Annotated in this window: 21 protein-coding genes; 11 read left to right on the forward strand and 10 right to left on the reverse strand. The window is 56.2% G+C overall.

What is annotated here, in order from left to right:
* Nucleotides 1-56 precede the first annotated feature (56 nt).
* Nucleotides 57-4,034 carry a magnesium chelatase subunit H gene (locus HPC62_RS02920; RefSeq protein WP_172353674.1) on the reverse strand — a complete coding sequence of 1,326 codons (3,978 nt, stop codon included), beginning with the start codon at nucleotides 4,032-4,034 and terminating at the stop codon, nucleotides 57-59.
* A gap of 655 nt (nucleotides 4,035-4,689) precedes the next feature.
* Nucleotides 4,690-6,285, reverse strand: a complete 1,596-nt coding sequence (locus tag HPC62_RS02925) for a glycosyltransferase family 39 protein (RefSeq protein ID WP_172353675.1) — start codon at nucleotides 6,283-6,285, stop codon at nucleotides 4,690-4,692.
* A 189-nt stretch (nucleotides 6,286-6,474) separates the two neighbouring features.
* On the opposite strand from HPC62_RS02925, the gene groL reads away from it, so the two are divergent.
* Nucleotides 6,475-8,127 (forward strand): chaperonin GroEL, encoded by a 1,653-nt coding sequence (gene groL / locus HPC62_RS02930; RefSeq protein ID WP_172353676.1) that lies wholly within the window; start codon nucleotides 6,475-6,477, stop codon nucleotides 8,125-8,127.
* Between the two features lie 447 nt (nucleotides 8,128-8,574).
* Here groL and HPC62_RS02935 read toward each other — a convergent pair whose 3' ends face one another.
* On the reverse strand, nucleotides 8,575-9,738 hold the full coding sequence (locus tag HPC62_RS02935) for a GuaB3 family IMP dehydrogenase-related protein (protein WP_172353677.1): 1,164 nt from the start codon (nucleotides 9,736-9,738) through the stop codon (nucleotides 8,575-8,577).
* Between the two features lie 585 nt (nucleotides 9,739-10,323).
* On the opposite strand from HPC62_RS02935, the gene apcA reads away from it, so the two are divergent.
* The 4 genes from apcA (at nucleotide 10,324) to HPC62_RS02955 (ending at nucleotide 12,840) form a co-directional block, all read left to right on the forward strand.
* The gene (apcA, locus tag HPC62_RS02940) at nucleotides 10,324-10,809 is read left to right on the forward strand and encodes an allophycocyanin subunit alpha (protein ID WP_068510885.1); all 486 of its coding nucleotides are present in this window, start codon (nucleotides 10,324-10,326) and stop codon (nucleotides 10,807-10,809) included.
* Nucleotides 10,810-10,869: 60 nt separating this feature from the next.
* Entirely contained in the window at nucleotides 10,870-11,355 is a 486-nt protein-coding gene (gene apcB / locus HPC62_RS02945; RefSeq protein WP_172353678.1) for an allophycocyanin subunit beta, read from the forward strand.
* Nucleotides 11,356-11,661: 306 nt separating this feature from the next.
* The gene (locus HPC62_RS02950) at nucleotides 11,662-11,865 is read left to right on the forward strand and encodes a phycobilisome linker polypeptide (protein WP_068510880.1); all 204 of its coding nucleotides are present in this window, start codon (nucleotides 11,662-11,664) and stop codon (nucleotides 11,863-11,865) included.
* A gap of 483 nt (nucleotides 11,866-12,348) precedes the next feature.
* Nucleotides 12,349-12,840 carry a DM13 domain-containing protein gene (locus tag HPC62_RS02955; protein WP_172353679.1) on the forward strand — a complete coding sequence of 164 codons (492 nt, stop codon included), beginning with the start codon at nucleotides 12,349-12,351 and terminating at the stop codon, nucleotides 12,838-12,840.
* A 50-nt stretch (nucleotides 12,841-12,890) separates the two neighbouring features.
* Here the strand turns inward: HPC62_RS02955 and thrB are convergent, their stop codons facing one another.
* From thrB to HPC62_RS02970, 3 genes are all read right to left on the reverse strand, one after another.
* On the reverse strand, nucleotides 12,891-13,817 hold the full coding sequence (thrB, locus tag HPC62_RS02960) for a homoserine kinase (protein WP_172353680.1): 927 nt from the start codon (nucleotides 13,815-13,817) through the stop codon (nucleotides 12,891-12,893).
* A 58-nt stretch (nucleotides 13,818-13,875) separates the two neighbouring features.
* Nucleotides 13,876-14,232 carry a carbon dioxide-concentrating mechanism protein CcmK gene (locus HPC62_RS02965; protein ID WP_225906729.1) on the reverse strand — a complete coding sequence of 119 codons (357 nt, stop codon included), beginning with the start codon at nucleotides 14,230-14,232 and terminating at the stop codon, nucleotides 13,876-13,878.
* Nucleotides 14,233-14,522: 290 nt separating this feature from the next.
* Complete coding sequence (locus HPC62_RS02970) at nucleotides 14,523-14,828, reverse strand: carbon dioxide-concentrating mechanism protein CcmK (protein ID WP_172353681.1); 306 nt, start codon at nucleotides 14,826-14,828, stop codon at nucleotides 14,523-14,525.
* 573 nt (nucleotides 14,829-15,401) lie between these two features.
* Between HPC62_RS02970 and HPC62_RS02980 the strand changes: the two genes are divergently transcribed.
* From HPC62_RS02980 to HPC62_RS02995, 4 genes are all read left to right on the forward strand, one after another.
* Complete coding sequence (locus HPC62_RS02980) at nucleotides 15,402-16,421, forward strand: ABC transporter ATP-binding protein (protein ID WP_172353682.1); 1,020 nt, start codon at nucleotides 15,402-15,404, stop codon at nucleotides 16,419-16,421.
* Nucleotides 16,422-16,441: 20 nt separating this feature from the next.
* Nucleotides 16,442-17,752 (forward strand): precorrin-6y C5,15-methyltransferase (decarboxylating) subunit CbiE, encoded by a 1,311-nt coding sequence (gene cbiE / locus HPC62_RS02985; RefSeq protein ID WP_172353683.1) that lies wholly within the window; start codon nucleotides 16,442-16,444, stop codon nucleotides 17,750-17,752.
* 62 nt (nucleotides 17,753-17,814) lie between these two features.
* Nucleotides 17,815-18,051, forward strand: coding sequence for a hypothetical protein (locus HPC62_RS02990; protein WP_216655320.1), 237 nt, complete (start codon nucleotides 17,815-17,817; stop codon nucleotides 18,049-18,051).
* 879 nt (nucleotides 18,052-18,930) lie between these two features.
* A complete protein-coding gene (locus tag HPC62_RS02995; protein WP_172353684.1) occupies nucleotides 18,931-19,467 on the forward strand; it encodes a pentapeptide repeat-containing protein in 537 nt (178 codons plus the stop codon).
* A 304-nt stretch (nucleotides 19,468-19,771) separates the two neighbouring features.
* On the opposite strand, the gene HPC62_RS03000 is transcribed toward HPC62_RS02995, so the two are convergent.
* Complete coding sequence (locus tag HPC62_RS03000) at nucleotides 19,772-20,473, reverse strand: pentapeptide repeat-containing protein (protein ID WP_172353685.1); 702 nt, start codon at nucleotides 20,471-20,473, stop codon at nucleotides 19,772-19,774.
* Nucleotides 20,474-20,489: 16 nt separating this feature from the next.
* Nucleotides 20,490-21,131: a hypothetical protein gene (locus HPC62_RS03005; RefSeq protein WP_172353686.1), complete on the reverse strand. Its 642-nt coding sequence runs from the start codon at nucleotides 21,129-21,131 to the stop codon at nucleotides 20,490-20,492.
* Between the two features lie 325 nt (nucleotides 21,132-21,456).
* Here HPC62_RS03005 and HPC62_RS03010 point away from each other — a divergent pair, with 325 nt between their 5' ends.
* Complete coding sequence (locus HPC62_RS03010) at nucleotides 21,457-23,661, forward strand: cation:proton antiporter (protein ID WP_228721695.1); 2,205 nt, start codon at nucleotides 21,457-21,459, stop codon at nucleotides 23,659-23,661.
* A 73-nt stretch (nucleotides 23,662-23,734) separates the two neighbouring features.
* On the opposite strand, the gene HPC62_RS03015 is transcribed toward HPC62_RS03010, so the two are convergent.
* Nucleotides 23,735-24,385 (reverse strand): P1 family peptidase, encoded by a 651-nt coding sequence (locus HPC62_RS03015; protein WP_225910602.1) that lies wholly within the window; start codon nucleotides 24,383-24,385, stop codon nucleotides 23,735-23,737.
* Nucleotides 24,386-24,502: 117 nt separating this feature from the next.
* Here HPC62_RS03015 and HPC62_RS03020 point away from each other — a divergent pair, with 117 nt between their 5' ends.
* Entirely contained in the window at nucleotides 24,503-24,988 is a 486-nt protein-coding gene (locus HPC62_RS03020) for a hypothetical protein (protein ID WP_172353687.1), read from the forward strand.
* 10 nt (nucleotides 24,989-24,998) lie between these two features.
* Here HPC62_RS03020 and HPC62_RS03025 read toward each other — a convergent pair whose 3' ends face one another.
* Nucleotides 24,999-25,283, reverse strand: coding sequence for a hypothetical protein (locus HPC62_RS03025; protein WP_172353187.1), 285 nt, complete (start codon nucleotides 25,281-25,283; stop codon nucleotides 24,999-25,001).
* Between the last annotated feature and the right edge of the window lie 124 nt (nucleotides 25,284-25,407).

A 25,407-nucleotide genomic window follows, 5' to 3' on the forward strand; every position in this document is an offset into this window, starting at 1 on the left:
ATGCCGCATTTATATAACGCCTGTATAACGCCGCAAGCAAAGCGCCGGAGAACGGACTACTCAATTCCTTCAATCCGGTCTTCTACTTCTTGATAAAGCTGGCGCAGGCGCTCTAGGTTTTCTTCGCTGGTTTCCCAATAGCCGCGGCCGTTGACCTCCAGCAGCGTGCCGACGATCTTGCGGAAGGAGTTGGGGTTCAGGTTCAGCAGGCGCTTCTGCATTTCCTCGTCTTCGATAAACGTGGTGTTCACGTCTTCGTAGACCCAGTTATCCACTGCGCCCGCCGTTGCCGACCATCCCATCGTGTTCACGAGTCGCTTCGACAGTTCCCGCACGCCCTCATAGCCGTGGGACAGCATTCCCTCGTACCACTTGGGATTCAGCAGCTTGGTGCGGGCATCCAGCCGGACGGTTTCCGACAGGGTTCGCACTTGAGCGTTGGCCGTGGTGGTGTCGGCAATGTAGGCGGCGGGCTGCTTACCGTCTTTCCGCAGACGAGACACGACCTTCGTCGGGTCCGAGTCGAAGTAGTGGGACACGTCCGTCAGCGAGATTTCCGAAGAATCCAGATTTTGGAACGTCACATCTACTGTCTTCAGCGCGGTTTCAAAAATCTGGCGCGAATCGTCCATTACGCCCGGATTGTCGGAATTGAACGAGAAGCCCTTGCGCGACAGGTACATATCCTGAAGCTCGGCCTCGCTTTCCCAGGTGCTATTTTCCACCGCCAGATTCACGTTGGAGGAATAGGAACCGGATGCGTTGGAGAACACGCGAGTTGCAGCCTGACGCACGTCTACGCCCAACTCTTTGGCCTGCTCGATGGCGTGCTTACGCACGTAGTTCATCTCGACTGGTTCATCCGCTTCGGCCGCCATTTTAATCGCGCGATCCAGCAGATTCATCTGGTTGATGAACAGGTCACGGAACACGCCAGAGCAATTCACCACCACGTCTATACGGGGGCGGCCCAGTTCCTCCAGCGGAATCAGTTCCAGCTTGTTCACCCGGCCCAGCGCATCGGGAACCGGACGCACGCCCACCAGCAGCATCACCTGGGCCAGCGACTCGCCATAGGTCTTGATGTTGTCTGTGCCCCAGAGAACGAAGGCGATGGTTTCGGGATAAGTGCCTGTCTCCGCTTTTTGCCGGGCCAACAGGCGATCGACCACAATCTGGGCCGACTGCACTGCTGCCAGGGTAGGAATTGACTGCGGATCGAGGGCGTGGATGTTTTTACCGGTAGGCAGCACATCGGGGTTGCGAATCGGGTCGCCGCCGGGGCCAGGCAGGACGTACTCGCCCTCCAGCGCTTGCAGCAGTGCGCCCAGTTCGTTGTCCGCCACAACCTGCTTCAGGCAGAATTCCAGATATTCAAACAGCGGCTTGATATCGTCGGCGTTGACCTTGGGATAGCCCGCCTCTGCCAGCGCTTCGATCCAGGGTTCTTTCTTACCCAGGTTAAAGAAGTTGAGCTTGGTGACGAGAGACACGCGCCCGTCCGCGTCGATTTGCTCCTGCACCATTGCAGCGACGGCTTTGCGAACCGCCTGGGTGATGTCGTAGAGCAACTGCACGTCGGTCAAAACGCCGCGATCGCTCCCTTTGTACACCTCGTCGATATCGCGCCCCAGGCTCTCGGCGATAATCCGCTGGAGACTCTTGATGCCGTCTTCGGGGCGATCGAGTCCTGCGATGTTGACCAGCGTGGCGATCGCCTCTTCTGCGGTCGGGGGCTTGCCGATGACGTGCAGACCGCAGGGCAACAGGCGCGACTCAATCTCCATGAGCTTGATGTAGACCTTGCCGATCAGCGTGTCGCGGTCTTCTGCCGACAGGTCGCCAGCGTCGCCATCTGGCAACACGATGTCCTTATCTAGATTGACCTGGCGACACTTTTCCACCACTGCGTTGACGATGGATGCGCCGCGTCCCGAATCCTTCAGGGTTTGGTAAGACGCGATCAGTTCGCTGAGTTCCTTCAGGCCTTTATATAGCCCCGCATTCTCCGCTGGCGGAGTCAGGTAGCTGATGGTTTCGGCATAGCCGCGACGCTTGGCGATTGTCGCCTCCGACGGATTATTCGCCGCGTAGTAATAGAGGTTGGGAATCGTGCCAATCAGGCTGTCGGGATAGCACTCGCTGGACATGCCCATTTGCTTACCAGGCATAAATTCCAGGGACCCGTGGGTGCCAAAGTGCAGCACCGCATCGGCTTTCCAGATTTTTTCCAGGTAGGTGTAGTAGGCAGCAAAGCCGTGGTGCGGGCTGGCAGAACGGGAGAACAGCAGCCGCATGGGGTCGCCTTCATAGCCAAAGGTGGGCTGCACGCCGATAAACACATTACCAAAGGACTTGCCAAATACCAGCAGGTTTTGACCGTCGGTGTTCAGATGTCCGGGCGGCGGACCCCAGCTTGCTTCCAGACGGGTGGAATAGGGCGTGAGCTGCTCATACTCCGGAACCGACATGCGGTAGGCAATGTTCAGTTCTGGGCTGGCGTATTGCGCCTGGGCATCGTGAATCACGGCTTGCATCAGCGCTTCAGCAGACTCCGGCAGTTCCTCAACGTCATAGCCGTTGGTCTTCAGCGCCTTCATCACCTCATAGATGGAGCCGAATACGTCCAGATAAGCTGCCGTGCCCACGTTGCCCTTATCCGGCGGGAAGCTGAACACAGTGATGGCGACCCGCTTTTGCAGACGGGGCTTGCGGCGGAGGTTTGCCCACTTCATGGCTCGTTGGGCGATCGCCTCTATCCGGTCTTGCAGGGCGATCGCCTTACCCGTTGCGCCATCGCGACCCGATACAATAATCGGCTCGATTGCGCCGTCCAGTTCAGGAATCGCAATTTGCAGCGCCACCTGGATGGGATGCAGTCCTAGGTCGCTGTCCTGCCATTCTTCCGTTGTCTGGAACACCAGCGGCAGCGCCACCATGTAGGGACGATTCAGCCGCTTCAGCGAGTCGATTGCCTTGGGGTGATCCTGCCGCGCCGGGCCGCCCACCAGCGCAAAGCCCGTCAGCGACACCACCACGTCCACAATGGGCTGCTTCGTCAGCGGGTCATAGAAGTAGCTGTCCACAGGTTTTGAGAAGTCCAACCCGCCCGCAAACACGGAAATTACCCGTGCGCCCATGCTTTCGAGTTCCTGCACCATGGCCACATAGTGTGCGTCGTCGCCCGTCACCAGGTGCGTCCGTTGCAGCACCAGCCCCACCGTCGGCGCGAGGGGATCTTTCATATCTGCGCCAATGTCTCGCCGAGAGCCATGCCAGTTGAGGTATTCTTTGAGATCCTCAAACATCTGGGGTGCGAGCGGGTGCCAGATGCCCATGTCGGGATAGGTGACCGGATCGCGATATTGCAGCGTCGCAGATTTCAGCGCCTGCACGTCGCAATAGCGGTCGATTAGCATCAACAGGAAGTTTTCCAGGTTTTCGGATGAGCCGCCCAGCCAGTATTGAAAGCTGAGCATAAAGTTCCGCGCGTCCTGCGCCTTGTCCATCGGCAGATACTTCAGCACCTTGGGCAGGGTGTTTAGCAGCTTTAGCATCGCGTCTTCAAAGCCCGCGCCCTGCTTCTGGCGGCGCTTCTTCATGAATTCACCGATGACGCTTTTGGACTGCCCCAGTTGCGACATGGAGAAGCTGCCCAGCTTGTTCAGGCGCATCACCTGGGGCATGGAGGGAAAAACAATGGCGGCATCGAGGCGATCGCGCACGGGCTGTACCGCAGCCACCACCTTTTCTGCTAGCTCCTCTATGAAAATTAGCGAGCCGATAAAGATATTCGCTTCTGAAACGTCTTTTTGCAGGGCTTCGTAGTTCTCAGTGCTACGTAACTCTTCTAGCAAGTAGCCGCTAATCTCGATTGCCACGTCGGGATTGCTCTCATTAATCGAACGTACCGCCGCAGACAGGGCGCTTTGATATTGCGGCTCTAGCACGACATAGACCACCTTGATCAGCGCACGCCCGTTGAGATTGTCGGGAACAATGTGTCTGACCGTGGGCTTGACGTGAGTGAACATGCAGGTCGGCTCCTCTCAAACAGGTTTTGCAATCAGCTTTGGCTATGGGCGGAACAGGGTAGGCTCCGAAACTCTGGACAAGACAGAACAGCAGACAGCAGTACTAGGCTGCCGCAGTGGGACAGGAGAGCGCCAAACCGTGACCGCTTAAAAAGTGTTACATCTGTCGTTTTACCAGAAAACGCTTGTCAAATGGAGGCTTCACGCTGCAAGTGATACAAATTGATAAACAAGCTGAGATATTTATTTACGATCAGTAGCATCAAAAAAAGTATATGCTCACAATTTGGTAAATAAATGTAAAACAATTTGCTGATGCACCTAATAGGAAAAACTTATGAATCGCAAACCCCCAGGTTCTACTGAATCATGAATCGAGTCAGGTTTAAGCCGGACATGATCACCCTCAATGTCCAGAGCCCGGTTTCTAGCCCCATTTTCTAATTTTATAAAAGTTTCTAAACAGTGCGATCGCCCCGCTTGTTTGATCGGATTCACCCAGATCCACGAATGCCAACTGAAGGACTGAAATGGGTTTGACAGCAAAAATAAATTCAAAAATCGGTTTCTTTGCTGATAGATAATCCATCAATTCTTCGGTCTAGAATTCAGGATTCTAGTCTTTTTATTTTTGATAAAAACCTGATAAAGAGTTTCACTCTTCAAGTTTCCAAAGATACCAACCCACTTCGTTCAAAGGTTTTCCGAGAGATTGTTGGATCTGATTTCGCTCAGCTTCTGGCATGTAAAACACGAAGATGTCGGAGCCATCAGGAAACTGCTCTGGCGGTACGTTTGCTTCGGCTTCGTGGCTTAGCAAGTAGAACTGGACAGTCTCGTTTGTGCGATAGCTGAGGGCGATCAGGTTGCCGATATTGATCCCAAAGTCATCGCTAATCACGATGGGTTGATTCGCCTCGTTCAGCGTTTGGGCGATCGCCGGAATGTGGTAGCTAATCCCCTTATTCCACCAGGTTTCTGCCTGGGAGCTAATGATATTGGACAGGAAGCCTAGGAAGAATAGCAAGAGGGCGATCGCCTGCCAGAATTTGCGGTTTTTTGCCCCAAAAACCTCAATTTTCATTGTTAGAAGATAGCCCGCTGCCAGGTGCAGTCCTAGAAAACTGGGCACAAGATATCGCCCGACAATCGAGCGCTGTCCACCCAAAATTAGATCCGGCAGCGCCAAAATCAACACAGGAATCAGAGCCAGCGTCCACACAAAGGTCCAAACATGGCGCGGCGCATTTTGCTGGATAAATAGCAGCGCAAATATTTCTAAAATCAGCAGCGGAATACAGAGCCACCAGAGCGCAAAGGTGTCAGGATTCCAGTCAAAGTCCATGAAAATACGGCTGAAGTTGAGCGCCGATGCTTTCACCATCACCCACAGCGGCAGCGACTCTCTTGCCCATCCCGTGGTGTTGCTTAAAACGTCACGATATTTCACTAGGAAATAGAGCCAGGGCGCAAAGGCAGCGATCGCCACACACGACCATCCCAGGTATGCGGTGCCAGCACGAGTCATGCGCCATTTTTCCCACTTGCGCGAGATGCCGCCATTCAGCAGCACGTATACGCCGTGGGCAATGCCCACCAAACCCGTGAACAAAAACGTGTAGAGTCCTGCTGTGAGGCTCAGCGCATAGAGCGCCCAGTGGGGCCAGGTGCCCAGCCGCAGCGCCCGCAGCAGCAGCGCACTGGAGGTCAGAATTAGCGCCGCCCACAGGCTGTATTCTCGCGATTCTTGGGCATAGAGGACATGGTAGGGCGAGATGGCCAGCAGGCCGACCGTCATCAGGGCGATCGCCGGAGCCTGAAATAGCTCCATGCACAGCCAGTAGGCGCAGACCAGCATCAGTAATCCAAAGACAACCGCCAGACTCCGCAGCGCCAGCACCGAATCGCCAAATAGCCGCACCCAAAATCGCCCAAGAATGTAGTACAGGGGCGGATGTTGGGGGTCTTCTTGTCCCAGGGAAGTTAACAGTTGCCCCAAGCCGCGCTCTGGGCGAAACCGCTGAAAGGCTTGCAGCTCATCGCGGGTGACGATGCGCCCGGTAAAGAGTTGCTCGACGACCTCCGAGCGCCGCTGGGCGGTCATTTCCATTGAGGTATATGCTTCGTCGTGCCAATATACCTTTTTGTCAATGTTGATGACGCGGAAGAGAAGCCCCAGCATCAGCGCCACCAGCACTAGGGTCAGCAGTCTGGGGGTAAGTGCGGTAGGGCGGATGGCGCGACGGTTCACAGGCAATCTCCTCTCGATCAATCCGAAGATGCATGAATGCAAACGGCAAGCTATCTAGCATAGCAAAGCGGGCTGTCGGTTACCGTCTGGCCAGAGAAGGATTGCAAAGGGCGATCGCCGCTAGAGATTTAGCAATCTCCTCCATTAGAGTGCTAAATTCTGGAAGGAGCGCTTAACGAAAACAAAGGTATGTCTAAGATCATTGTGTTTGAGGAAGAGTCTCGGCAGGCGCTGGAGCGCGGTGTGAATGCGATCGCCAATGCGGTGCGCGTGACGCTCGGGCCGAAGGGACGCAACGTGCTGCTGGAGAAAAAGTTTGGTGCGCCGCAGATTGTCAACGACGGCATCACGATTGCCAAAGAGATCGAGCTAGAAGATCCGCTAGAAAACACGGGGGCGCAGTTGATTCGTGAAGTTGCCTCCAAAACAAAAGATTTGGCGGGTGATGGCACGACCACTGCCACGGTGCTGGCCCAGGCCATCATCCACGAAGGGCTGAAGAATGTGGCGGCTGGGACGAACCCCATTAGTCTGCGTCGCGGCATTGAAAAAGCAGTGGCCAAACTGGTGGATGAGATCGAAGCCGTCGCCCAGCCTATCGAAGGAAATGCGATCGCCCAGGTGGCCACGGTTTCCGCAGGTAGTGATGAAGAGGTTGGCGCAATTATTGCCGAAGCCGTTGAGAAAGTCGGCCGCGATGGCGTGATCACCGTGGAGGAATCCAAGTCTCTGACCACAGAACTGGAAGTTGTGGAAGGGATGCAGTTCGATCGCGGCTACATCTCGCCCTACTTTGTCACCGATGCGGAGCGGATGATCTGCGAGATGGAGAATGTTGCGATTCTAATCACCACGCAGAAAATCGGCTCGATTGGTGAACTGGTGCCCGTTCTGGAAAAGATTGCCCGGGCCGGACAGCCGCTGCTGATCATCGCTGAAGATATCGAAGGCGAAGCTCTGGCAACGCTGGTGGTCAACCGTCTGCGAGGCGTGCTGAACGTGGTTGCGGTGAAGGCTCCGAGCTTTGGCGATCGCCGCAAAGCCGTGCTGCAAGATATTGCCGTGCTGACGGGCGGCCAGATGATTGCGGAGGAAATTGGCCTCAGCCTGGACACCGCCACGCTGGAAATGCTGGGCAACGCCCGCAAGGTTACCATTACTAAAGACACCACCACACTGGTTGCCGAAGCCCCCGATAAGGTGGCTCTGGACAAGCGCATCGCTCAAATCCGCAAGGAGCTTAGCGAAACGGATTCAGAATACGACTCCGAGAAACTGCAAGAGCGCCTGGCCAAGCTGACGGGCGGTGTGGCTGTGATTAAGGTCGGTGCAGCCACCGAGACGGAACTGAAGGACAAAAAGCTGCGGATCGAAGACGCACTGAACGCGACGAAAGCCGCGCTGGCGGAAGGCATTGTGCCCGGTGGCGGTTCTACGCTGCTGCACCTGAGCAAAAAGCTGGCTGACTTCAAAAACACGCTCTCGGCAGAGGAGCAAATCGGAGCCAACATCATCATGAAAGCGTTGGAAGCCCCGTTGCGCCAGATTGCCGACAATGCCGGAGTCGAAGGCTCGGTCGTGGTGGAACGAGTGCGAGCGATGGAGTTTGGCAAGGGCTACAACGCGCTCACCGATGCCTATGAAGACCTAATCGCGGCGGGGATTCTCGATCCGGCGAAGGTCGTGCGCTCTGGCTTGCAGGACGCGGCCTCGGTGGCGGCGATGGTGCTGACGACGGAAGCACTGGTGGTCGAAAAGCCTGAACCTGCGGCTCCCGCTCCCGGCGGCGACATGGGCGGCATGGGCGGCATGGGCGGTATGGGCGGCATGGGCATGATGTAGAAGGTAACAATCCTGAGATTGGGAACTGAAACCCTGCCATACTGCAAAAAATCTCTGCTTGATTCAATTCGATTCAGGCAGAGATTTTAAGTTTTGATGGAGTGTGGAACAGGTTGCTCTCAGTAATGTCTCTGAAAGTAGCGTCTCTGAAAGTAATGTCTCTGAACGTTTCTGAAGGAGGGCGATCGCCCTCAGTGCAAGTTCAGCTAGTTCAAATAGTCTTAAAAATCGCCCAAAGTCCTCTCAAAATAAGGGAAAAATCTGCAATAAGAACCGCCTGAACACGGATGCCCAGGCGGAGTGTGGTGTGAGGAGTGAACGGAAACATGCGTCTCCGCTACGTCTATTGTAAAGGACTGGACTGGAGGATATGGGGCGATCGCCCCATCTAGGGGAAAAATTTATCAGATTGTTACTTGACGAATAGGTTTATCTACCCATCTGGGCTTATTTACCCATGCCAAGCTGTTGAGCCTTCTGATAGACCTTGCCCTCCGTAAGCAGCGACGGCGCGATAATCACCTCGACCTGCTGCATCTCCCGAATGTCCTTTGCACCCAGTGTGCCCATGCTGGTTTGCAGCGCACCCAAAAAATTGTGTGTACCGTCATCCAGCTTTGCCGGCCCGCGCAAAATCTCGCGCAGTGTCCCCGTCGTCCCCACGCGAATGCGGGTTCCGCGAGGCAGCACAGGACTGGGCGTTGCCATGCCCCAGTGATAGCCACGACCGGGCGCTTCGGCCGCACGAGCGAAGGGCGACCCAATCATTACGCCATCTGCACCACAGGCGATGCACTTGCAGATATCGCCACCCGTAATCAGACCTCCATCCGCAATGATTGGCACATAGTTTCCGGTTTCCCGATGATAGTCGTCGCGGGCAGCCGCGCAGTCGGCGATCGCCGTCGCCTGGGGCACACCCACCCCCAACACCCCACGAGAGGTACAGGCTGCGCCCGGCCCAATGCCCACTAGCACGCCCGATGCGCCCGCCTTCATCAAATTCAGCGCCACATCGTAGGTCACGCAATTCCCCAAAATCACAGGAATCGGCATTTCCTGACAAAAGTCTGCCAAATCTAGCGGCGTGATCGACTCCGGCGACAGATGCGCCGTAGACACCACCGTCGCCTGCACAAAAAACAGATCTGCGCCGGCCTTGGCCACGGTCTGCCCAAACCGAGACGCACCTGCCGGAGTCGCGCTCACCGCCGCAATCCCACCCTGCTGCTTAATTTCCTGAATCCGCTGCTCAATTAGCGCTGGTTTAATCGGCTCTGCGTATAGCTCCTGCATCAGCGGCACAAACTCGTGCTTTTCCACCGATGCAATTCGATCTAGGACGGCATTTGGATCGTCGTAGCGCGTCTGCACGCCCTCCAGGTTCAACACGCCTAGCGCGCCCAGTTCGCTCAGCGCTACCGCCATCCGCACATCCACTACCCCGTCCATTGCGCTGGCAATAATCGGAATTTCCCGCTCGATGCCGCCGATCGTCCAGCGGGTATCGGCGAGAGATGGGTCGAGCGTGCGCGAACCTGGAACCAGTGCAATTTCGTCGATACCGTAGGCTCTGCGGGCAGATTTACCCTTACCAATTTGGATGTCCACTATTCACCCTCTGCTTGACCCAACATCGAGGCTGAAATCGGTAGGCACTACAACCCCAAATCACGCAAGCGAGAATTCACTCACGACTTAGAATGCAAGCTACTTTTTTCAACCCAATAAGGAACTAGACTACCAAAAATTGGGCGTGATCTGTTGCCTATTTAACCAAACGATGGCGCAAGACCCAAACAGCAGAATGGCGGTACTTCTGTCAATCCTGAGGAAGAAGATTACAAAATGTTGCGACAAAACTAAGAATGACAACCTGATGCCGCAAAATGTTTGCGGAAGGTAGCTGAGCCTCAACCCTTATGTACTTCTGGTCACACTCGTGTGGAGGGGTATCGCTAGGGGTAGAGTATGGAAAGTTACTATGCCAGTCCGCAAAAGACTCAACTGTATGAATTTGATGAGTTCAGTTGAGTTTGTTTAGCGAGCCTTCTCAGAGACTTTCTCATGGGTTTTCCTGCATAGGGTTTCCTGTGCGGCGCTCTGGAGGTTACCTGGCTAGCGGCTCAGTCGTTCAGACATGAACGCCAGTTTAGACACATCTGGTTACATTTTGCTTTTCGGAGGAATCCATCAATGAGTATTGTCACGAAGTCAATCGTGAATGCCGATGCTGAGGCTCGCTATCTCAGCCCGGGTGAACTAGACCGGATCAAAGGCTTTGTCACCTCTGGTGAAAAGCGTCTGCGGATTGCCCAAGTGCTGACCGACTCTCGCGAGCGGATTGTGAAGCAAGCGGGTGACCAACTGTTCCAAAAGCGTCCCGACGTGGTTTCTCCCGGTGGTAACGCTTATGGCGAAGAAATGACGGCTACTTGCCTGCGTGACCTCGACTACTACCTGCGTCTGGTGACCTACGGTGTGGTTGCAGGCGATGTCACTCCCATCGAAGAAATCGGCATCGTGGGTGTACGTGAGATGTACAAGTCTCTGGGTACTCCCATCGAAGCAGTGGCAGAAGGCGTTCGCGCAATGAAGAACGTGGCAACGTCCATGATGTCTGGCGAAGATGCGGCTGAAGCTGGCGCTTACTTCGACTACGTTATCGGCGCAATGCAGTAGGGTTTTGCCCTCAACTGTTGCCTGAATGCATCAAGATTCACTTTTTAAGGAAGCGAGACCATGCAAGACGCAATTACTTCTGTTATTAATTCTTCTGACGTTCAGGGCAAATACCTGGATACCGCCGCTCTGGAAAAGCTGAAGGGCTACTTCTCCACGGGTGAACTGCGCGTCCGCGCCGCCACCACCATCAGCGCCAACGCTGCTGCCATCGTGAAGGAAGCGGTTGCCAAGTCCCTCCTGTATTCGGACATCACCCGTCCCGGCGGCAACATGTACACCACCCGTCGCTATGCAGCTTGCATCCGCGACCTCGACTACTACCTCCGCTATGCCACCTACGCCATGCTGGCTGGTGACCCTTCTATCCTGGATGAGCGCGTGCTCAACGGTTTGAAGGAAACCTACAATTCGCTGGGCGTGCCTGTAGCTGCGACGGTGCAAGCGATCCAAGCCATGAAAGAAGTGACTGCCAGCTTGGTGGGTGCTGACGCTGGCAAGGAAATGGGCGTGTACTTCGACTACATCTGCTCCGGCTTGAGCTAGGCTCCAAGGATGAAAGCGGAAACAAGAAGTCTGAATTGAAAGGGTTCGAGCTTCACGGTTTACGCTTTTGAATTTGGTAACTTTTGGCTGGGAGTTCTGGTGTTGGTCTCAGGCGATCGCAGGCTTTTTCTCTCAAGAAGTGGCTCCGAGGGTTTGAGATTAACGCTAGGCTTCCAGCATTTAAGAATTTTTGGGTTGATATCAATCGACTTTTTTCCTCAACGTTCTGCCTGCTCAGAACGGGCACTTTGAAACAGGTGCGGCTAATCTATTTCGTTGCTTCTTTCCGGTTAGGAGATGTAACCCATGCGGATGTTCAAGATTACGGCTTGCGTTCCCAGCCAGACCCGGATTCGCACCCAGCGCGAACTGCAAAATACCTATTTCACCAAGCTGGTTCCCTACGATAGCTGGTTCCGGGAGCAGCAGCGCATTCAGAAAATGGGCGGCAAGATTGTGAAGGTTGAGCTGGCAACGGGTAAGCCTGGCTCGAATACTGGACTGGCCTAGGGGCGATCGCCCTCCCCAGCTAGCTTTTAGGTTTTGGCTATGGAAATCGCTATAGAAGTGAGGCTATTGGTCGGGTTGTAACCCATTGCCCGCCAGCATGATCAAGCTTTTGGTTTCCGAGTTGAAGACTCTACTGAGGTAAACGAGACCATTATGGTCTCTTTTTTTTGCCGAAATTTATTTCCATCGGCGAACTACAGACTTTCACAGGCGGGCGACTTCTCGCGGGCGCAAGGCATGAGCAATCATGAAAACAGCATCCTAGCCTACCTGAAGAACCAGAAGTTCCGAGCCGATTGCCCAGGATGGTTGTAGGATTTTCGATCCAGTCCACCACTTCTGCTTCGGCAATTCTCATCTGATTATCAGCTTTGCTTCGGCGATGCCTGCCAAGATGGGGGCGATCGCTGTTTGAGAAAGGTGCTGAGAACTTTGCTTGGAGGAGGGTTGATGAACCTGTATCGAGCTTGTTTGGGTTTGACGATGCTAACTGGGATTGGCTGTGCTGCTCAGGTGGCCGTGGAACCGCCCGCTGAGCCATCTGTCGCGGCGACTTCGGAGGTCGTTGCTGCTTCACCGCAATCTTCTCCGGCTGCATCTCCTGGGGCGATCGCCGCAAGTCCGAGTATTGTGAAGTCTGGAACCTTTGTGAGCGGCGAACATCCAACGCAAGGGGCGGCCCAAATCGTGACTGAAAATGGGCAACGGTTTCTAGAATTGGGCAACGACTTCCGCACGAATAGCGGTCCCGATCTGACGGTAATTCTGCATCGCAGCGGGAATGTGATTGGTTCCACCACTCCGCCTGCCCATGCCATCCGGGAGGGCGATTATGTGGTGCTAGCAGAATTGCAGCGAACCCAGGGGGCACAGCGCTACGCAATTCCCAATAGCGTAAATCTGGACGAGTTTAACTCAGCAGCCGTGTGGTGCCGACGGTTTAACGCAACCTTTGGCGCGGCGGAACTGCTGTAAGCAGTCAGCCAGTGTAAACAGTCAGCCAGTGTAAACAGTCAGCCAGGCGGCTAGACCTGAACCGAAACCCCCGTTGGGTCGAGGTGCAGCGCCTGAGCTTGGACTGAAATTCCCTGATCTTCCCAGGCGGCTTTCATGGCTTCCGCAACCAGGGGCGCGATATCGGCGTGGGCCAGGGCCAGCAGGGTTGGGCCGGCACCGCTGATCACCAGCCCGTAGGCTCCCGCAGCAACGGCGGCGGCTTCTACGGCATCAAAGCCGAGAATGAGCGATCGCCGATAGGGTTGATGGATGCGGTCTTGCAGTGCGGCGCGGAGCCAGTCGGAGTGAGCAGTGTCCAATCCCCGCAGCAGTAGCCCCAGATGCCCCATGTTGAACACTGCATCGGGTCGGCTGTATGCGGCAGGCAGAACGCGGCGGGCTTCGGCGGTAGATAGTTCAAAATCAGGAATCGCAACAACAGGGACGATTTCGGAATGCCAGGGCACAGGGGCGATCGCCCATTCTCCGTTCAGATCGGTTGCTGCCAGCCGACAGCCACCCAGCATCGCAGGCACAACGTTATCCGGGTGGCCTTCCATGTCTACGGCGATTGCCACCAGTTCGGCTTCGCTTAGCGGCGACCCAGCCAGCACATTTGCACCCACCAGCCCGCCGACGATGGCCGTGGCAGAACTGCCCAACCCCCGCGCCAAAGGCACGCCCAAGCGAATCTCTAGCTTAATCAGCGGCGGCGACTGCTTGAGATGCTGAAATAATTTGGCAAAGGCCTGATAGGCCAGATTCGTTTCGTTGGTTTTGACCCGCGCTGCTTCCAGTCCTGAAACCGAGATCTGAACCGGCTCGATGCTTTGGTCTAGGCGGGTAAAGGTGAAGTGATTTCTGAGCGACAGCGCTGCGCCCAGACAATCGAACCCTGGCCCGATGTTGGTCGTCGTTGCGGGTACAGAAACAATGGCGTGGTCGGGCAGGGTCATGGTGCAAGGTTGGCGATCGCTCGATTAAACTATTGCCCCTAAACTATTACCCCGTCGGCTATTGCCCAGCGCCATTCCCACGACCCGGCAGACGCGGCACACCGATAGCGTCTTGAAACTGCTCGACCTCCGGGGTAAAGGCGATGGGCAGCACCACTTCTACGTTTTCATGGGGGCGGGGAATAATCACCCAGGTTTCCAGCGTGCCGCCGGGGGTGTTTTGCGCCGCCTCGATGCCCGCGTCCATTGCCTGCTTCACTTCCGACACGTCGCCGCGAATCATGATCGTAAAGCGGGCGCTTCCGGCGCGAATGTAGCCCACCAGGGTTACGCGACCCGCTTTCACCATCGCATCTGCTGCTGCCAACACGGCAGGAAAACCTTTCGTTTCTAGTGCGCCAACTGCAACCGGCATGATTCTCTCCAGAGGCGATCGCTCGCCCGATACTCAACTCGCGGGTAAAAATCGAACCCAATCCAACCCACATTGTACGGTCAAGTGATGCCCCATCGAAAAAAATCGATGGCTTTCCCTACGCTTCGAGTCATATCTACAAAAATGCTTAATGCACAGAAATAGGCGTTAATCAGCGCGATTGATAAGCATCTATTACCGCTGCAATTGGGTTTTTGTAAGGGACTTGGCAAAGTCATCGGAGGAAGTCCAAATGGGCGATCGCCCATTACGCCAACCCCACAACTCCATTACATGAACTGCTGAACTTTGGTGGTGTACTTAATCGGCAGCACTACTTCCAGGTTTTCCGGTGGGTTGGGGATGATGTAGTAGTCCACCAGTTCCGCGCCATAGACCTGATTCACCGCTTCTACCCCAGCCTCAATAGCGGGCTTGACCTCCGAGGTGCTGCCGCGAATCGCCACCAGGAACTCCGCCCGCTCCGCCAGTCCGTAATACACCAGCGTCACCCGGCCCGCCTTCACCATCGCATCTGCCGCCGCCAAAATCCCTGGAAACCCGACGGTCTGAATCACTCCCACGGCTGCTGGCATACTGGCGCTCCCGGCTCACATTGAAAATCTCAGCATTCTATCTCAAGACTACATTGTACGGAGTTTGCTGCGCGGGCGCATGGGTGCGGACGAATGGTTTGTGGGATGAAAGGGTTATAGGGCAAACGGAGGGCGATCGCCTTATCTATAAAGCCTGTCCATTCATCGGACATACATTCCTACACTAGGATGTAGAAATCTAGACTTGCCGCAACCTTGCCCTCTATGTTGAAATCTGGTGCAACCGTTAGCCGCGAAAGCATTAAGCAAGAAATTGAGTAGCTCACGACCGAAGAGCTTCAACAGGTTGCCGACTTTATTGCGTTTCTAAGATTTCGCAACAAGCGCCGTCGAATGCTCGATGCCGAGCAGCTCGCGCTTCTCAATACTGAATTTGCAGAAGCCGATCGAGCGCTTGCCGAAGCAGGGATGGAAGACTACGCATCGTTGCTGCGCGAAGAGGATCAATTATGAGCTATGAGGGGCGATCGCCCATCGCCTCCCCTTCCCTAGTCGGCACTCTGTAGAATATGAAGTGTCGTCAACTCAAGTGACTTGCTCACTAAAACTGGCATGGCTCCCGCAGTTCTAATCGAAAACCTACAGAAGCGCTACGGCAGCGTAGAAGCGGTCAAAGACGTGTCGCTTCAGATCGAGCCAGGAGAAATCTTTGGGCTGCTGGGGCCCAACGGCGCAGGCAAAACGACGACGATTCGCTGCCTCTGCACGCTGTCTACGCCTGATGCGGGACGGATCGAGGTGTCGGGCGACTCGGTGCTAGAAAATCCCCGACTGGCGCGGCAGCGGCTTGGCTACGTCGCCCAGGAAGTGGCGCTGGATAAGGTGCTGACGGGGCGGGAACTGCTGGAACTGCAAGCGGCGCTGTATCATCTGCCCAAGGCAACGATTGGCGATCGCATTTCTCATGTAATCACGCTGTTGGGACTGACCGACTACGCCGACAAAAAAACAGGCACCTACTCCGGCGGCATCCGCAAGCGACTAGACCTAGCAGCGGGGCTGCTGCATCAGCCGGACGTGCTGGTGCTGGACGAGCCGACCGTGGGGCTAGACATCGAAAGCCGCACAGCGGTTTGGGACTTTTTGCGGAAGCTGCGGGAGGGCGGCACAACGGTCTTGTTGACCAGCCATTACCTGGAGGAAGTAGACGCGCTGGCAGATCGGGTCGCCATTATCGACCAGGGCAAGGTGATTGCCGCTGGCACGCCGTCGGCGCTGAAAGACGGACTGGGGGGCGATCGCATCACCCTGCGCCTGCGCGAGTTTACCCCAGCAGACGAAGCCCAGCGGGCCACGGACTTGCTGAAAACGCTGCCCTTTGTGCAAGAGGTGATTGTGAACGAAGCCCAGGGCAATTCGCTAAACCTGGTCGTAGACACTCAGAGCGATGCGCTGCTGACGATTCAGCAGGTGCTAAAGGAAAACGGGCTGCCCATCTTCGGTGTGTCGCAGTCGCGCCCCAGCCTGGATGACGTGTACCTCGCCGCGACTGGAAAGACCATCCTGGATGCCGAGATTGCCGCCGCTGCCAAGCGCGATCCCAAAAAAGAGAAAAAGCAGAATATGCGCTAGTTTGCCGGGTGCAGCCCTAAATGGTTCCGATTCATGTTGTGGGTATTGGGCTGGAGGGTGCCGCAGGGCTGACGGCGGCAGCACGGCAGGCAGTGAATCGCGCCACGCTGCTGGTGGGGAGCGATCGCCATCTGGCCTACTTCCCCGACCACGCCGCCCCCAAAGTTCCCCTGGCAGATTTCCACGCCATGCTGCGGCAAATCCACGCCTACATCGGTGCTGCTTCCCAAGCTGAGACAGATGCAGATCCAGATACAGATTTGTCCATAGCCGTTCTCACCTCCGGCGACCCGCTGTTTTTTGGACTGGGGCGGCTGCTGTTGTCCGAGTTTCCTGCCGACTGGCTTACCTTTCATCCCCACCTTAGCGCCATCCAGCTTGCCTTTAGCCGGGTCAAGGTGCCCTGGCAGGATGCGCGATTGGTCAGCGCCCACGGGCGATCGCCCGACACGCTGATCCAAGCCTTGCAGCAGGGTGCAGCCAAAATCGCTGCTCTGACAGATGGGCACAATACCCCCCCGGCGATCGCCCGGCTGGTGTGCAATCTGGACCTGCCGGGGCAATATCACCTCTGGGTCTGCGAGAACTTGGGTGGCGCAGATGAGCGAGTCCAGTGCTTTGCGCCCGCAGAGTTGGCGACCCAACAAGATATCCCGTTTGCGCCGCTGAACGTGGTGATTCTGCTGCGCGACGCAGAGGCAGACGCGCCTGATCTGGCGACATTGCCTATGTTCGGGATTCCCGATGCGGCATTTCTCAGTTTTGGCGATCGCCCCGGCCTGATGACCAAGCGCGATGTCCGGGTGCTGGCGCTAGCAGAACTGGCGCTACAACCGGGGCAAGTAGTGTGGGATATCGGCGCGGGCACGGGGTCGGTTGCCATCGAAGCGGCCCGCCTCTGTCCCGCGTCCACCGTATATGCCCTAGAGAAAACCGCTGCCGGATTCTCCCTGATCCAGCAAAATGCTGAGCGCTTTCAGGTCAAAAACCTCAAACCTACGCAGGGAAAAGCTCCGGCAGCGCTGAGCCTGCTGCCCGCGCCCGATCGCGTCTTCATTGGCGGCAGCGGCGGGCAGTTGGGCGAAATTCTGGATGATTGCGCCGAGGTGCTGAAGCCGGGAGGACGGATGGTGCTGGCGATCGCCACCCTCGACCATCTGGCGATCGCCCAGACCTGGCTCCAGGCGAACCGCTCCGCCTGGCAACAGCACGCCCTCCAGGTCAACCTTGCCCGCACAGTGCCCGTCGCCGCCCTCACCCGCTTTGCCCCGCTCAACCCCGTCACACTAATCACGCTCCAGCGCAGCGATCGCGCCCCGATACTCAGCTAAGCCAGCCCGCAGTGCTACAATCCTCACCGAGCCGTCTTTTCACACCCCTCACCCCCTTCCCAATGGACACTGCTTTAGAAGCTTTAGAAACAGATATCAGGGCGATCGCCCCCATCATGCCCGCCGATCAGACCCTTTACCTCCTCCTCGCGCTGCATTGCGTCATTGGGCTGGCTGCAACGGCGGTTGCCTATTACAAAGGGCGAAACCTCAGACTTTGGCTATTCCTAGGGCTAACCTGCGGCACAGCAGCACTGCTCGTTGCGCTGGTGATGAAGCGTCAACCCCGCACTGCATGAGGGATTAGCCCATTAGACGCTCGGTGAGATGATCGAAAATCTATTCATGACAAATTATTAGGCAGTGCGAAGAGTTTGCTGCTATAGTGTATGAAGTGTAACTACAACTCTGGCGCTTAACTCTGGTTCTTGAGTCTCTGTGGCGTTAGGAGCCTGTCTTTCATAGGAAAGAGGGTTAGCCCCTTAGAGGTTTCTGTGGTTGTACTCAGGGCCGCGATGCAGGCTGGCGTTATCCCTTTGATGTTTCTTGAGGTAATCCTGCTGTTGAGTGATGCCCATTGGATGATGCACTGACTGACGCTTCGGGTTTAGTTTGAAGTTATATTCGATTGAGCAGTTCGATTGACCGAGTTCCTCTACCCAGTCATTCCCTTCTCTAGAATCCCACCCCACCTTCGGTAAGCTGTTATGCTGCACGCTGATCGTTTCGAGGGCACCCTGCCCAGGCACCTGTATGTTGTTTCCGGTTCTGATGCCGCCTCCCCCACGTCCGACATGCAGCCTCAGGCGTGTAGTTCCGTAGCAGCCCTCCAAGAGCTTCTAGCAAAAGAGGTCAGCCCTAGCAAGCGGGCAGTGATTGAAACCCTGATTAAACTATGGGAAGCAAACCCAAGGGTATACCTTCAGCAGATGGGTTAAGATGTGAGTGACGAAGATCAAGCCCTTAAGAGATTTTTACAAGAATTTGCACGGGGTGATAGAGGTCTAGAGAGTCAGGAGATACAGGACTCGCTTCAAGGACTTCTACAGGCAATCAACCGGGTTCAGAATGCTGAGACTGACGATCCCGCTGAACTTCTAAAGGCTGCTGGGCTAGGCTATACAAGTAATGTCTTAGGTTCCGCTCATCCCAAGCTGGGGCTGAGCGGAAAAATGTTTATGGGGGCGGATCTCAAAGGGGTCGTCCTCATTGGCGCGGATTTGCGGGGCGCGAACTTCAGTAGCGCTGATCTCTGCGGCGCAAACCTGACCAGCGCAATGCTCAATAACGCGGTGCTAATCAGCGCAAAGCTTAATGATGCCAGTCTTACGAGCGCAACGCTATCGGGTGCAAATCTAACCAGCGCCACGGTCATGCGGGCAAACTTGATTGGTGCAGATTTGTCGGATGCAAATCTGTTTGCCTCGGACTTGCGCTACGCCAATTTGACAGGAGCCGCTCTCTGCCGCGCCAAACTGGGAGAGGCGATGCTGTTGGGGATTAACCTGCGGCGAGCAAATCTGATGAGTGCTGACCTGCGGGGCGCAAACCTTTACAGCGCAAATCTTTGTGGTTCAAACCTGTACTATGTCAACTTCAACGACGCAAACCTAGACGGTGTAGAGGTCGAAAAGGCTCGCTTTCGTCAGAACCAAGGCATTCCCAAGGAGACGCGGCGACAGCTCATCCAAAAAGGGGCAGTGTTTGAGGATTAGTTCTGATATCGGTTCTTGATTTTGGATTTGCGATTTTGGATCGCTAGTTAAGCGCTTCCAGGACTTCTAAGAGGATGTTTGAAATAAGAGGATGTTTGAAAAGTCCTACTGTTTGTAGCAAAGCGTGCAAGATCCCCCTAAATCCCCCTTAAAAAGGGGGACTTTAAGGCGGTTTCCCCCCTTGTTAAGGGGGGCTGGTTAAGGGGGGCTGGGGGGATCTCTGAGTGCTTAACATTACAAACGATACCTTTTCAAACACCCTCTAACCATTTCGTTTTTAGCTTTGCCTGGAGGAGCTTTAATGCTAGCACTGGGGCAGGCGGGGCTGTAGGATGGAGCGGCTGAGGTCGGTGTCTTGCAGAATTGCTTCTTCTAAGTTTGCGTGGCTAAGCGTCGCCCAGCGCAAATCTGTCTGGATGAGCGTTGCCTGTTGAAAATTCGCCCCAAACAGGTAAGCGCGGCTGAGGTGCGTGGAAACCAACTGTGCGCCCTGAAGCTGCGCCTCGAAGAGATAGGCGTTAATTAACTCTGTTTCTAGCAGGTTGGCTTTGCACAGGTTGGCGTGGTTTAGCGTGGCGCGTTGCAGATTGGCATAGGCGAGGCTGCTGCGCTCCAAATTGGCATAGGCAAAGTTGGTGGCGCGGGCGTTGGCATGGCTGAGGTCTGCCCCGGTCGCGTTGGCGCGGTAAAAGCTGGCATCTCGCAAGTCCGCCTGTTGCAGGGTCGCCCCAACCAGCACGGCATTCGACAGGTCAGCCGCCTGAAACTGGGCGCTGTGCAGGGTTGCCAGGGTCAGGTCGGCGTGGCTGAGGTCGGCGGCTTGGAGCAAAGCAAAGGCCAGGTTTGCGCTCTGGAGGTTGGCACGACGCAAATTAATCCCTTGCAGGTCGAACCCGATGAGATTGGCGTGGCTGAGGTCTGGCGTGATGTCGGGAGCGTGCGATCGCCACTGGTTCCAGCGATCGCCCCCCATCCGCAGCAGCGCTATATGCTCGGCGTTTGCCATAGCCTGCTCCCGTGCCCTACTCCTTGCGTCCTGCGTCAGGGAACGGACGACCCGACGAGTTTTCGATGGCCTCGATTGCGGCACGCGACCCTGCAATAATGTCCCGTTCTTCGCCCCCCAGGTAGAGCCGCCCAAAGCTGCCCACAGAGGAAATTTGCAGAATGTTGATCAGCGCTGCCTTCTCAGCTTCGTTGGCGGCCAGCGAGGCATAGGCGGCTGGCTCGACCTCCAGCACGTATAGCGTTTGCCCCGACAGCAGCATTTGACCCCGGCGGTTGCGGTTGATGAGCTGGGCGTGGTGGGGGTCAATGTTGCGGATAATCTGACTGGAGATGATGCGCGGCTTATAGCAGTCCTGCGATCGCACGCCCAGTTCCGCCAGGATCGCCCGGCCCGCCGCCTGGGTTTCGCCCTGGCTGCTGGAATGCACCTCCAGCAAGCCATACAGCCGCTCGGTAAACAACACGCCCGGCCGCACCACGGCAGATTTGAGCGCAATGTCCATCAGGCGGTTGATTTCAATTCCCGGCGAAATCTCGATCCACAGAGAGGCATCACCCGGCAGCGGCAAAAAACCAACGGCGACGGTGCCCATGTAGGCGGCGTGCTGGGATTGTAAGCGGTCAATGTAAACGTAGCTGCGAAGCTCAATTCCCAAAGCTGGTTACGGGTGAAAAAAACGACAAGCCATTGCCCAGTGTATAGCTTTTCTGGGTACGGCTGGGAGTGAGCGCAAGATTTGCGTGAGATTTGTGTGGCGGATTTCTGAGCAGCGCGATCGACCCCAGAGAGCCAGCCAGATTCCTCGTGTGAAGAGAATGGGGGGCGCGGGGAAAGCTAGGATCGGTTTATACCGCCCGTTGCCGATTACAGTTAGAAAATGATGAGTCAGACCCTATTCACAGCCGTCTTCAGATTCAGGCATTTGGCTAAAGGCATTGTGGTAAACCGTGTTTTGGGGCGGCAAGTGCCCACCTGTTGCCATGAGTGTTGCCATGATTGAGGGATTGTCGCCCACGCCCGAAACGCCGCTGGCACTGATGCTGCAATTTGTGATTGCGGTGCTGGCAGGCATTAGCGGTCAGGTTGTAGCGGCGTTTTTTAATGTGCCCAGCATTGTATTTCTGCTGATTTTCGGCATTTTGCTGGGGGGCGACGGGCTGGACTGGCTGCATCCGCAGTCCCTCGGTCTTGGGCTAGAAGTCATCGTGGCGCTGTCGGTGGCGCTGATTTTGTTTGAGGGCGGGCTGAACCTGGAACTGCGGCAGCTCAGCACGGTATCGGGCAGCCTGCGGAACCTCGTCACCCTGGGTACGCTGATTACGCTGTTGGGTGGCGGCATGGCGGCCCACTGGCTGGGGGAATTTCCCTGGGCGATCGCCTTTCTCTACGCCGCGCTGGTGGTCGTCACCGGGCCGACGGTGATCAGCCCGCTGATGAAACAGGTCCAAGTCGATCGCCAGGTGTCCAGCTTGCTGGAAGGCGAGGGCGTGCTGATTGACCCAGTGGGTGCGATTCTGGCGGTGGTGGTGCTGGATGTGATTCTGAACGGCAACGCGGCTCCGCTGTCGGTGGCTAGCGGGCTGCTGCTGCGGCTGGGCATTGGCGGCGGCATTGGGGCGCTAGGCGGCTGGCTGCTGGGGCAGTTTCTCAAGCAGGCGAAGTTTTTGTCAGAAGGGCAGAAAAATCTGGTGGTGCTGGCAGGCGTGTGGGGTCTGTTTGGGCTGGCCCAGAGCATTCGCAGCGAGTCGGGGCTGATGACGGTGGTGCTGGCGGGGCTGGTGTTGCGGGCTTCGTCGATTCCCGATGAGCGGCTGCTGCGGCGATTCAAAGAGCAACTGACGATTTTGGCCGTGTCGATTTTGTTTGTGCTGCTGGCGGCGGATTTGTCGTTGGCAAGCCTGTTTGCGCTGGGCTGGGGCGCGGGGCTGACGGTGCTGGCGCTGATGTTTATCGTGCGGCCGCTGAATGTGGCGGTGTGTACGTGGAACAGCGGTCTGAACTGGCGACAGAAGCTTTTCATGTGTTGGGTCGCCCCCAGGGGCATTGTGTCGGCTTCGGTGGCCTCTCTGTTTGCGATTTTGCTAACCCAGCGGGGCATCAGCGGCGGTGAGGCGATCAAGGCGCTGGTGTTTCTGACGATTCTCTCGACGGTGTTTTTGCAGGGGCTGACGGCGCGGTGGGTGGCGGAGTGGCTGGACATTACCTCCAAGCAGGCGACGGGCGCGGTGATTGTCGGCTGCAACCCGCTGAGCCTGCTGATTGGGCGCATGTTTCAGGAGCGGGGCGAATCGGTGGTGCTGATCGACACTGACTTGGCGGCGTGCAAACTGGCGGAGCAGGAGGGTTTGCGGGCGATCGCCAGCAGTGCGCTAGATACGGACGTGCTGGAACAGGCGGGGCTGGGGCGGGTCGGCACGTTTCTGGCGCTAACCAGCAATGGCCAGGTGAATCAAGTTTTGGCGCAGCGGGCTGCGGAAGAGTTTCAGCCGCCTCGCGTGCTGGCCGTTGTGCCAGGAGATTTGAGCCAGGAGAGCGAACCTGTGGCGATCGCCACCAGCGCTGCCAGTTCCTCTACAACTTCCCCTACCTCGCCCAAGGTTCAGCCCGCCTTTGTGCCCAAAATGCCGCTGAAAACCTGGAACCGCTATTTAGACGATCGCGATGTGCGCCTAGGAGAAACCGTCCTTCAGGAGCCGATCCTGGTGGAGCAGCAAGTCCATTTGGCAACGCTGATTGCGGATGGCAAGCTGATGCCGCTGCTGGTGGAGCGCGATGGGCAACTTCAGGTTGCCTCGACTGAGGTCTTGCAGGAGGGCGATCGCCTCCTATACCTGTGGCACAATCCCAAATCCAAAATGCTGAAACGATTGGGCGGCAGCAACCCCAACGCCCGCCTGATGCCGGAGCGCATTGCCGAGGTGGAAACCCTGCCCCAGCCGTCGGTGGAAATCGAACAGCTTTTGTCGAAATCCATCGCTGCTGCGCCTGTCGCTGAGGATGTCGAGGGCGATCGCCCTGACCCTACGGTTTCCGACGAAATCCCCGGCGCAACTCTCGACGCAACTCCCGACGAAACCCCTGATGCAGTTCCTAGTGAACCCAAAAGCGAAACGCCTCGAGCTGCGGCCGATGCTCTGACTTCCGGCATCACGCCAGAGGATGTGTCAGAAGCGTCTGTCTCCTAACAGTCTGACTGCTAGCAATGTGGTGATTGCAGTGTGGTGACTCTTGACAATCTGACTCTTGGCAATCTGACTCCTAGCAGTCTGGCCGCTTGACCCAGATTGCCAGACCACCGCCGCGTCCCCGCGCTGCCAAAAAGTGGGGTGTAGCCTGAAAAAACGAAAAGAAGGGCAATTTTGCGATCGCCCGTGCCGCAAAAGCTTCCGCCGATTCTTCGCGCAGGCTGCGCTGCCACAGGGGGCGATCGCCCGCGCCAATCCCCATTTCGGTAAAGTCGAACGCCAGCAGATTCTTTTTGGGCTGAAAGCGGCAGGGACCAGTAAACCGAAGCCACAGCCCGCCCAGCGTCACCTGATTGGCAATCGTGCCTTGATTCGTCGCTGGGTCAGCCGATGCAAAGCTAATCTGCGCGGGCACAAACTTGGGCCAATAAAAACCCGGCCCCAGTCGAATCCCGCGTCGGCGGGCTTTGCGCGTGGCCGTGGTAAAACAAAGCCGCCATTGTCCCAATAAATGTTCAAACGCGAGGGGCGTTTTTTGGTGTCGTGCGGTCGTTTCTGCCGCTAGCATGGCTGCCACCAGCGCTTGCGCCGAGGGGCGATCGCCGCCATCCCAGAAAGTCGCTGCGGCCTGAAACAGCGTGGCGATCGCCTGATCTTCGGTCATTTCTGCTGTCATTTCTGGCATTGGAGAAGGAGTCGTTTCAGACGACGAATCAACGGTCACAAGCTGGCCCTCCCATAAAACTGTCCCAAGATTCCCCGGCTGGGTAGTCTTTGACTGCATAACTCATCTGATTGCGCCTGATGAAGTGGATATCATCACACACTCAGGCTCAGTATCATGCGTAAATCACTCACGACTTTTCTACTGATAGGGGTTCAGGCAATCAGCGTTTTGGGCTTAGCGACCACTGGAGTAGTATCCCTGCCCGAACCCGCCCACGCCCTCTGCGCTGCAAACCCGATGGATGGCGTTTGGCAGAACTTGAATCCCAACACTCGCTCCTTGGTCAGAGTTGAGTATCGTTCTGCTTGCCATGATGTCATTTCCTGCCCGGATGGCAACTGTCAGCCCCAGCCGACCCATGTTGGCAGAATTCGAGCCTATGGCGCTTGTCATCCGACTGCGTGTGATTGGGGCTGGACACCTGTTTATCAGCGACCCCAATGGGTGAGAGGGAGCTACGACCAGGGGTTTGCGGATAAGTGGATTTGGGCAAGGATGCAAAATGATCAGCTCATTGTGGTCACTCGCACCCATTTCAAAGACAATAGTGGTCGTGCAAATTATGAAACCTGGGACTATTTTCAAAAAGTGAGCCGCTGAGAACCTTTCCTCACTGGGTGCTTACAGGACGCTGCTTGAGAACCGAGGGGCGATCGCCCGTCTGCATCAGATCGTCCGGCACACTCGGCTCATTCTCCAAGGTCTCTAAATCCAACTCCAAATCGTCAGAATTTTCCAGATAGTGGTTTAGCAGCCGCTTTTCATAGCGACGGTTGCGGCGACGACCTTTGGCGGGGGTGGCCCGCTTGTGCGATCGCTTGTCTACCACCAGATGCTCTAGATCGGAAGCGTCTTCCCAATGCTGCAAGTCGTTCGGCGAAGTGCGTCTGGGCATATTTAGAAATCGGGGAGCGAGAACGGCTCTCCGCAGTCAGGACATCACTCAAGCTTGGCTTTGTTAACTTATATTAAGCTCGGCCTGAGGGTTTTGCTACGGTTCAGGATGAAACTTTGTTAGA

This window comes from Thermoleptolyngbya sichuanensis A183 (assembly GCF_013177315.1).
GTDB lineage: Bacteria > Cyanobacteriota > Cyanobacteriia > Elainellales > Elainellaceae > Thermoleptolyngbya > Thermoleptolyngbya sichuanensis.

Excerpts from the sequence above, each read along its gene's own strand:
- apcB (WP_172353678.1), top strand. The coding sequence starts at position 10,870 with ATGCAAGACGCAATTACTTCTGTTATTAATTCTTCTGACGTTCAGGGC.
- HPC62_RS03010 (WP_228721695.1), top strand. The coding sequence starts at position 21,457 with ATGAGTGTTGCCATGATTGAGGGATTGTCGCCCACGCCCGAAACGCCG.
- HPC62_RS02965 (WP_225906729.1), bottom strand. The coding sequence starts at position 14,232 with ATGCCGGTTGCAGTTGGCGCACTAGAAACGAAAGGTTTTCCTGCCGTG.
- HPC62_RS02980 (WP_172353682.1), top strand. The coding sequence starts at position 15,402 with ATGGCTCCCGCAGTTCTAATCGAAAACCTACAGAAGCGCTACGGCAGC.
- HPC62_RS02920 (WP_172353674.1), bottom strand. The coding sequence starts at position 4,034 with ATGTTCACTCACGTCAAGCCCACGGTCAGACACATTGTTCCCGACAAT.
- HPC62_RS02995 (WP_172353684.1), top strand. The coding sequence starts at position 18,931 with ATGGGGGCGGATCTCAAAGGGGTCGTCCTCATTGGCGCGGATTTGCGG.
- HPC62_RS03025 (WP_172353187.1), bottom strand. The coding sequence starts at position 25,283 with ATGCCCAGACGCACTTCGCCGAACGACTTGCAGCATTGGGAAGACGCT.
- groL (WP_172353676.1), top strand. The coding sequence starts at position 6,475 with ATGTCTAAGATCATTGTGTTTGAGGAAGAGTCTCGGCAGGCGCTGGAG.
- HPC62_RS02990 (WP_216655320.1), top strand. The coding sequence starts at position 17,815 with ATGGACACTGCTTTAGAAGCTTTAGAAACAGATATCAGGGCGATCGCC.
- HPC62_RS03000 (WP_172353685.1), bottom strand. The coding sequence starts at position 20,473 with ATGGCAAACGCCGAGCATATAGCGCTGCTGCGGATGGGGGGCGATCGC.
- HPC62_RS03020 (WP_172353687.1), top strand. The coding sequence starts at position 24,503 with ATGCGTAAATCACTCACGACTTTTCTACTGATAGGGGTTCAGGCAATC.
- HPC62_RS02955 (WP_172353679.1), top strand. The coding sequence starts at position 12,349 with ATGCTAACTGGGATTGGCTGTGCTGCTCAGGTGGCCGTGGAACCGCCC.
- apcA (WP_068510885.1), top strand. The coding sequence starts at position 10,324 with ATGAGTATTGTCACGAAGTCAATCGTGAATGCCGATGCTGAGGCTCGC.
- HPC62_RS02970 (WP_172353681.1), bottom strand. The coding sequence starts at position 14,828 with ATGCCAGCAGCCGTGGGAGTGATTCAGACCGTCGGGTTTCCAGGGATT.
- thrB (WP_172353680.1), bottom strand. The coding sequence starts at position 13,817 with ATGACCCTGCCCGACCACGCCATTGTTTCTGTACCCGCAACGACGACC.
- HPC62_RS02950 (WP_068510880.1), top strand. The coding sequence starts at position 11,662 with ATGCGGATGTTCAAGATTACGGCTTGCGTTCCCAGCCAGACCCGGATT.
- cbiE (WP_172353683.1), top strand. The coding sequence starts at position 16,442 with ATGGTTCCGATTCATGTTGTGGGTATTGGGCTGGAGGGTGCCGCAGGG.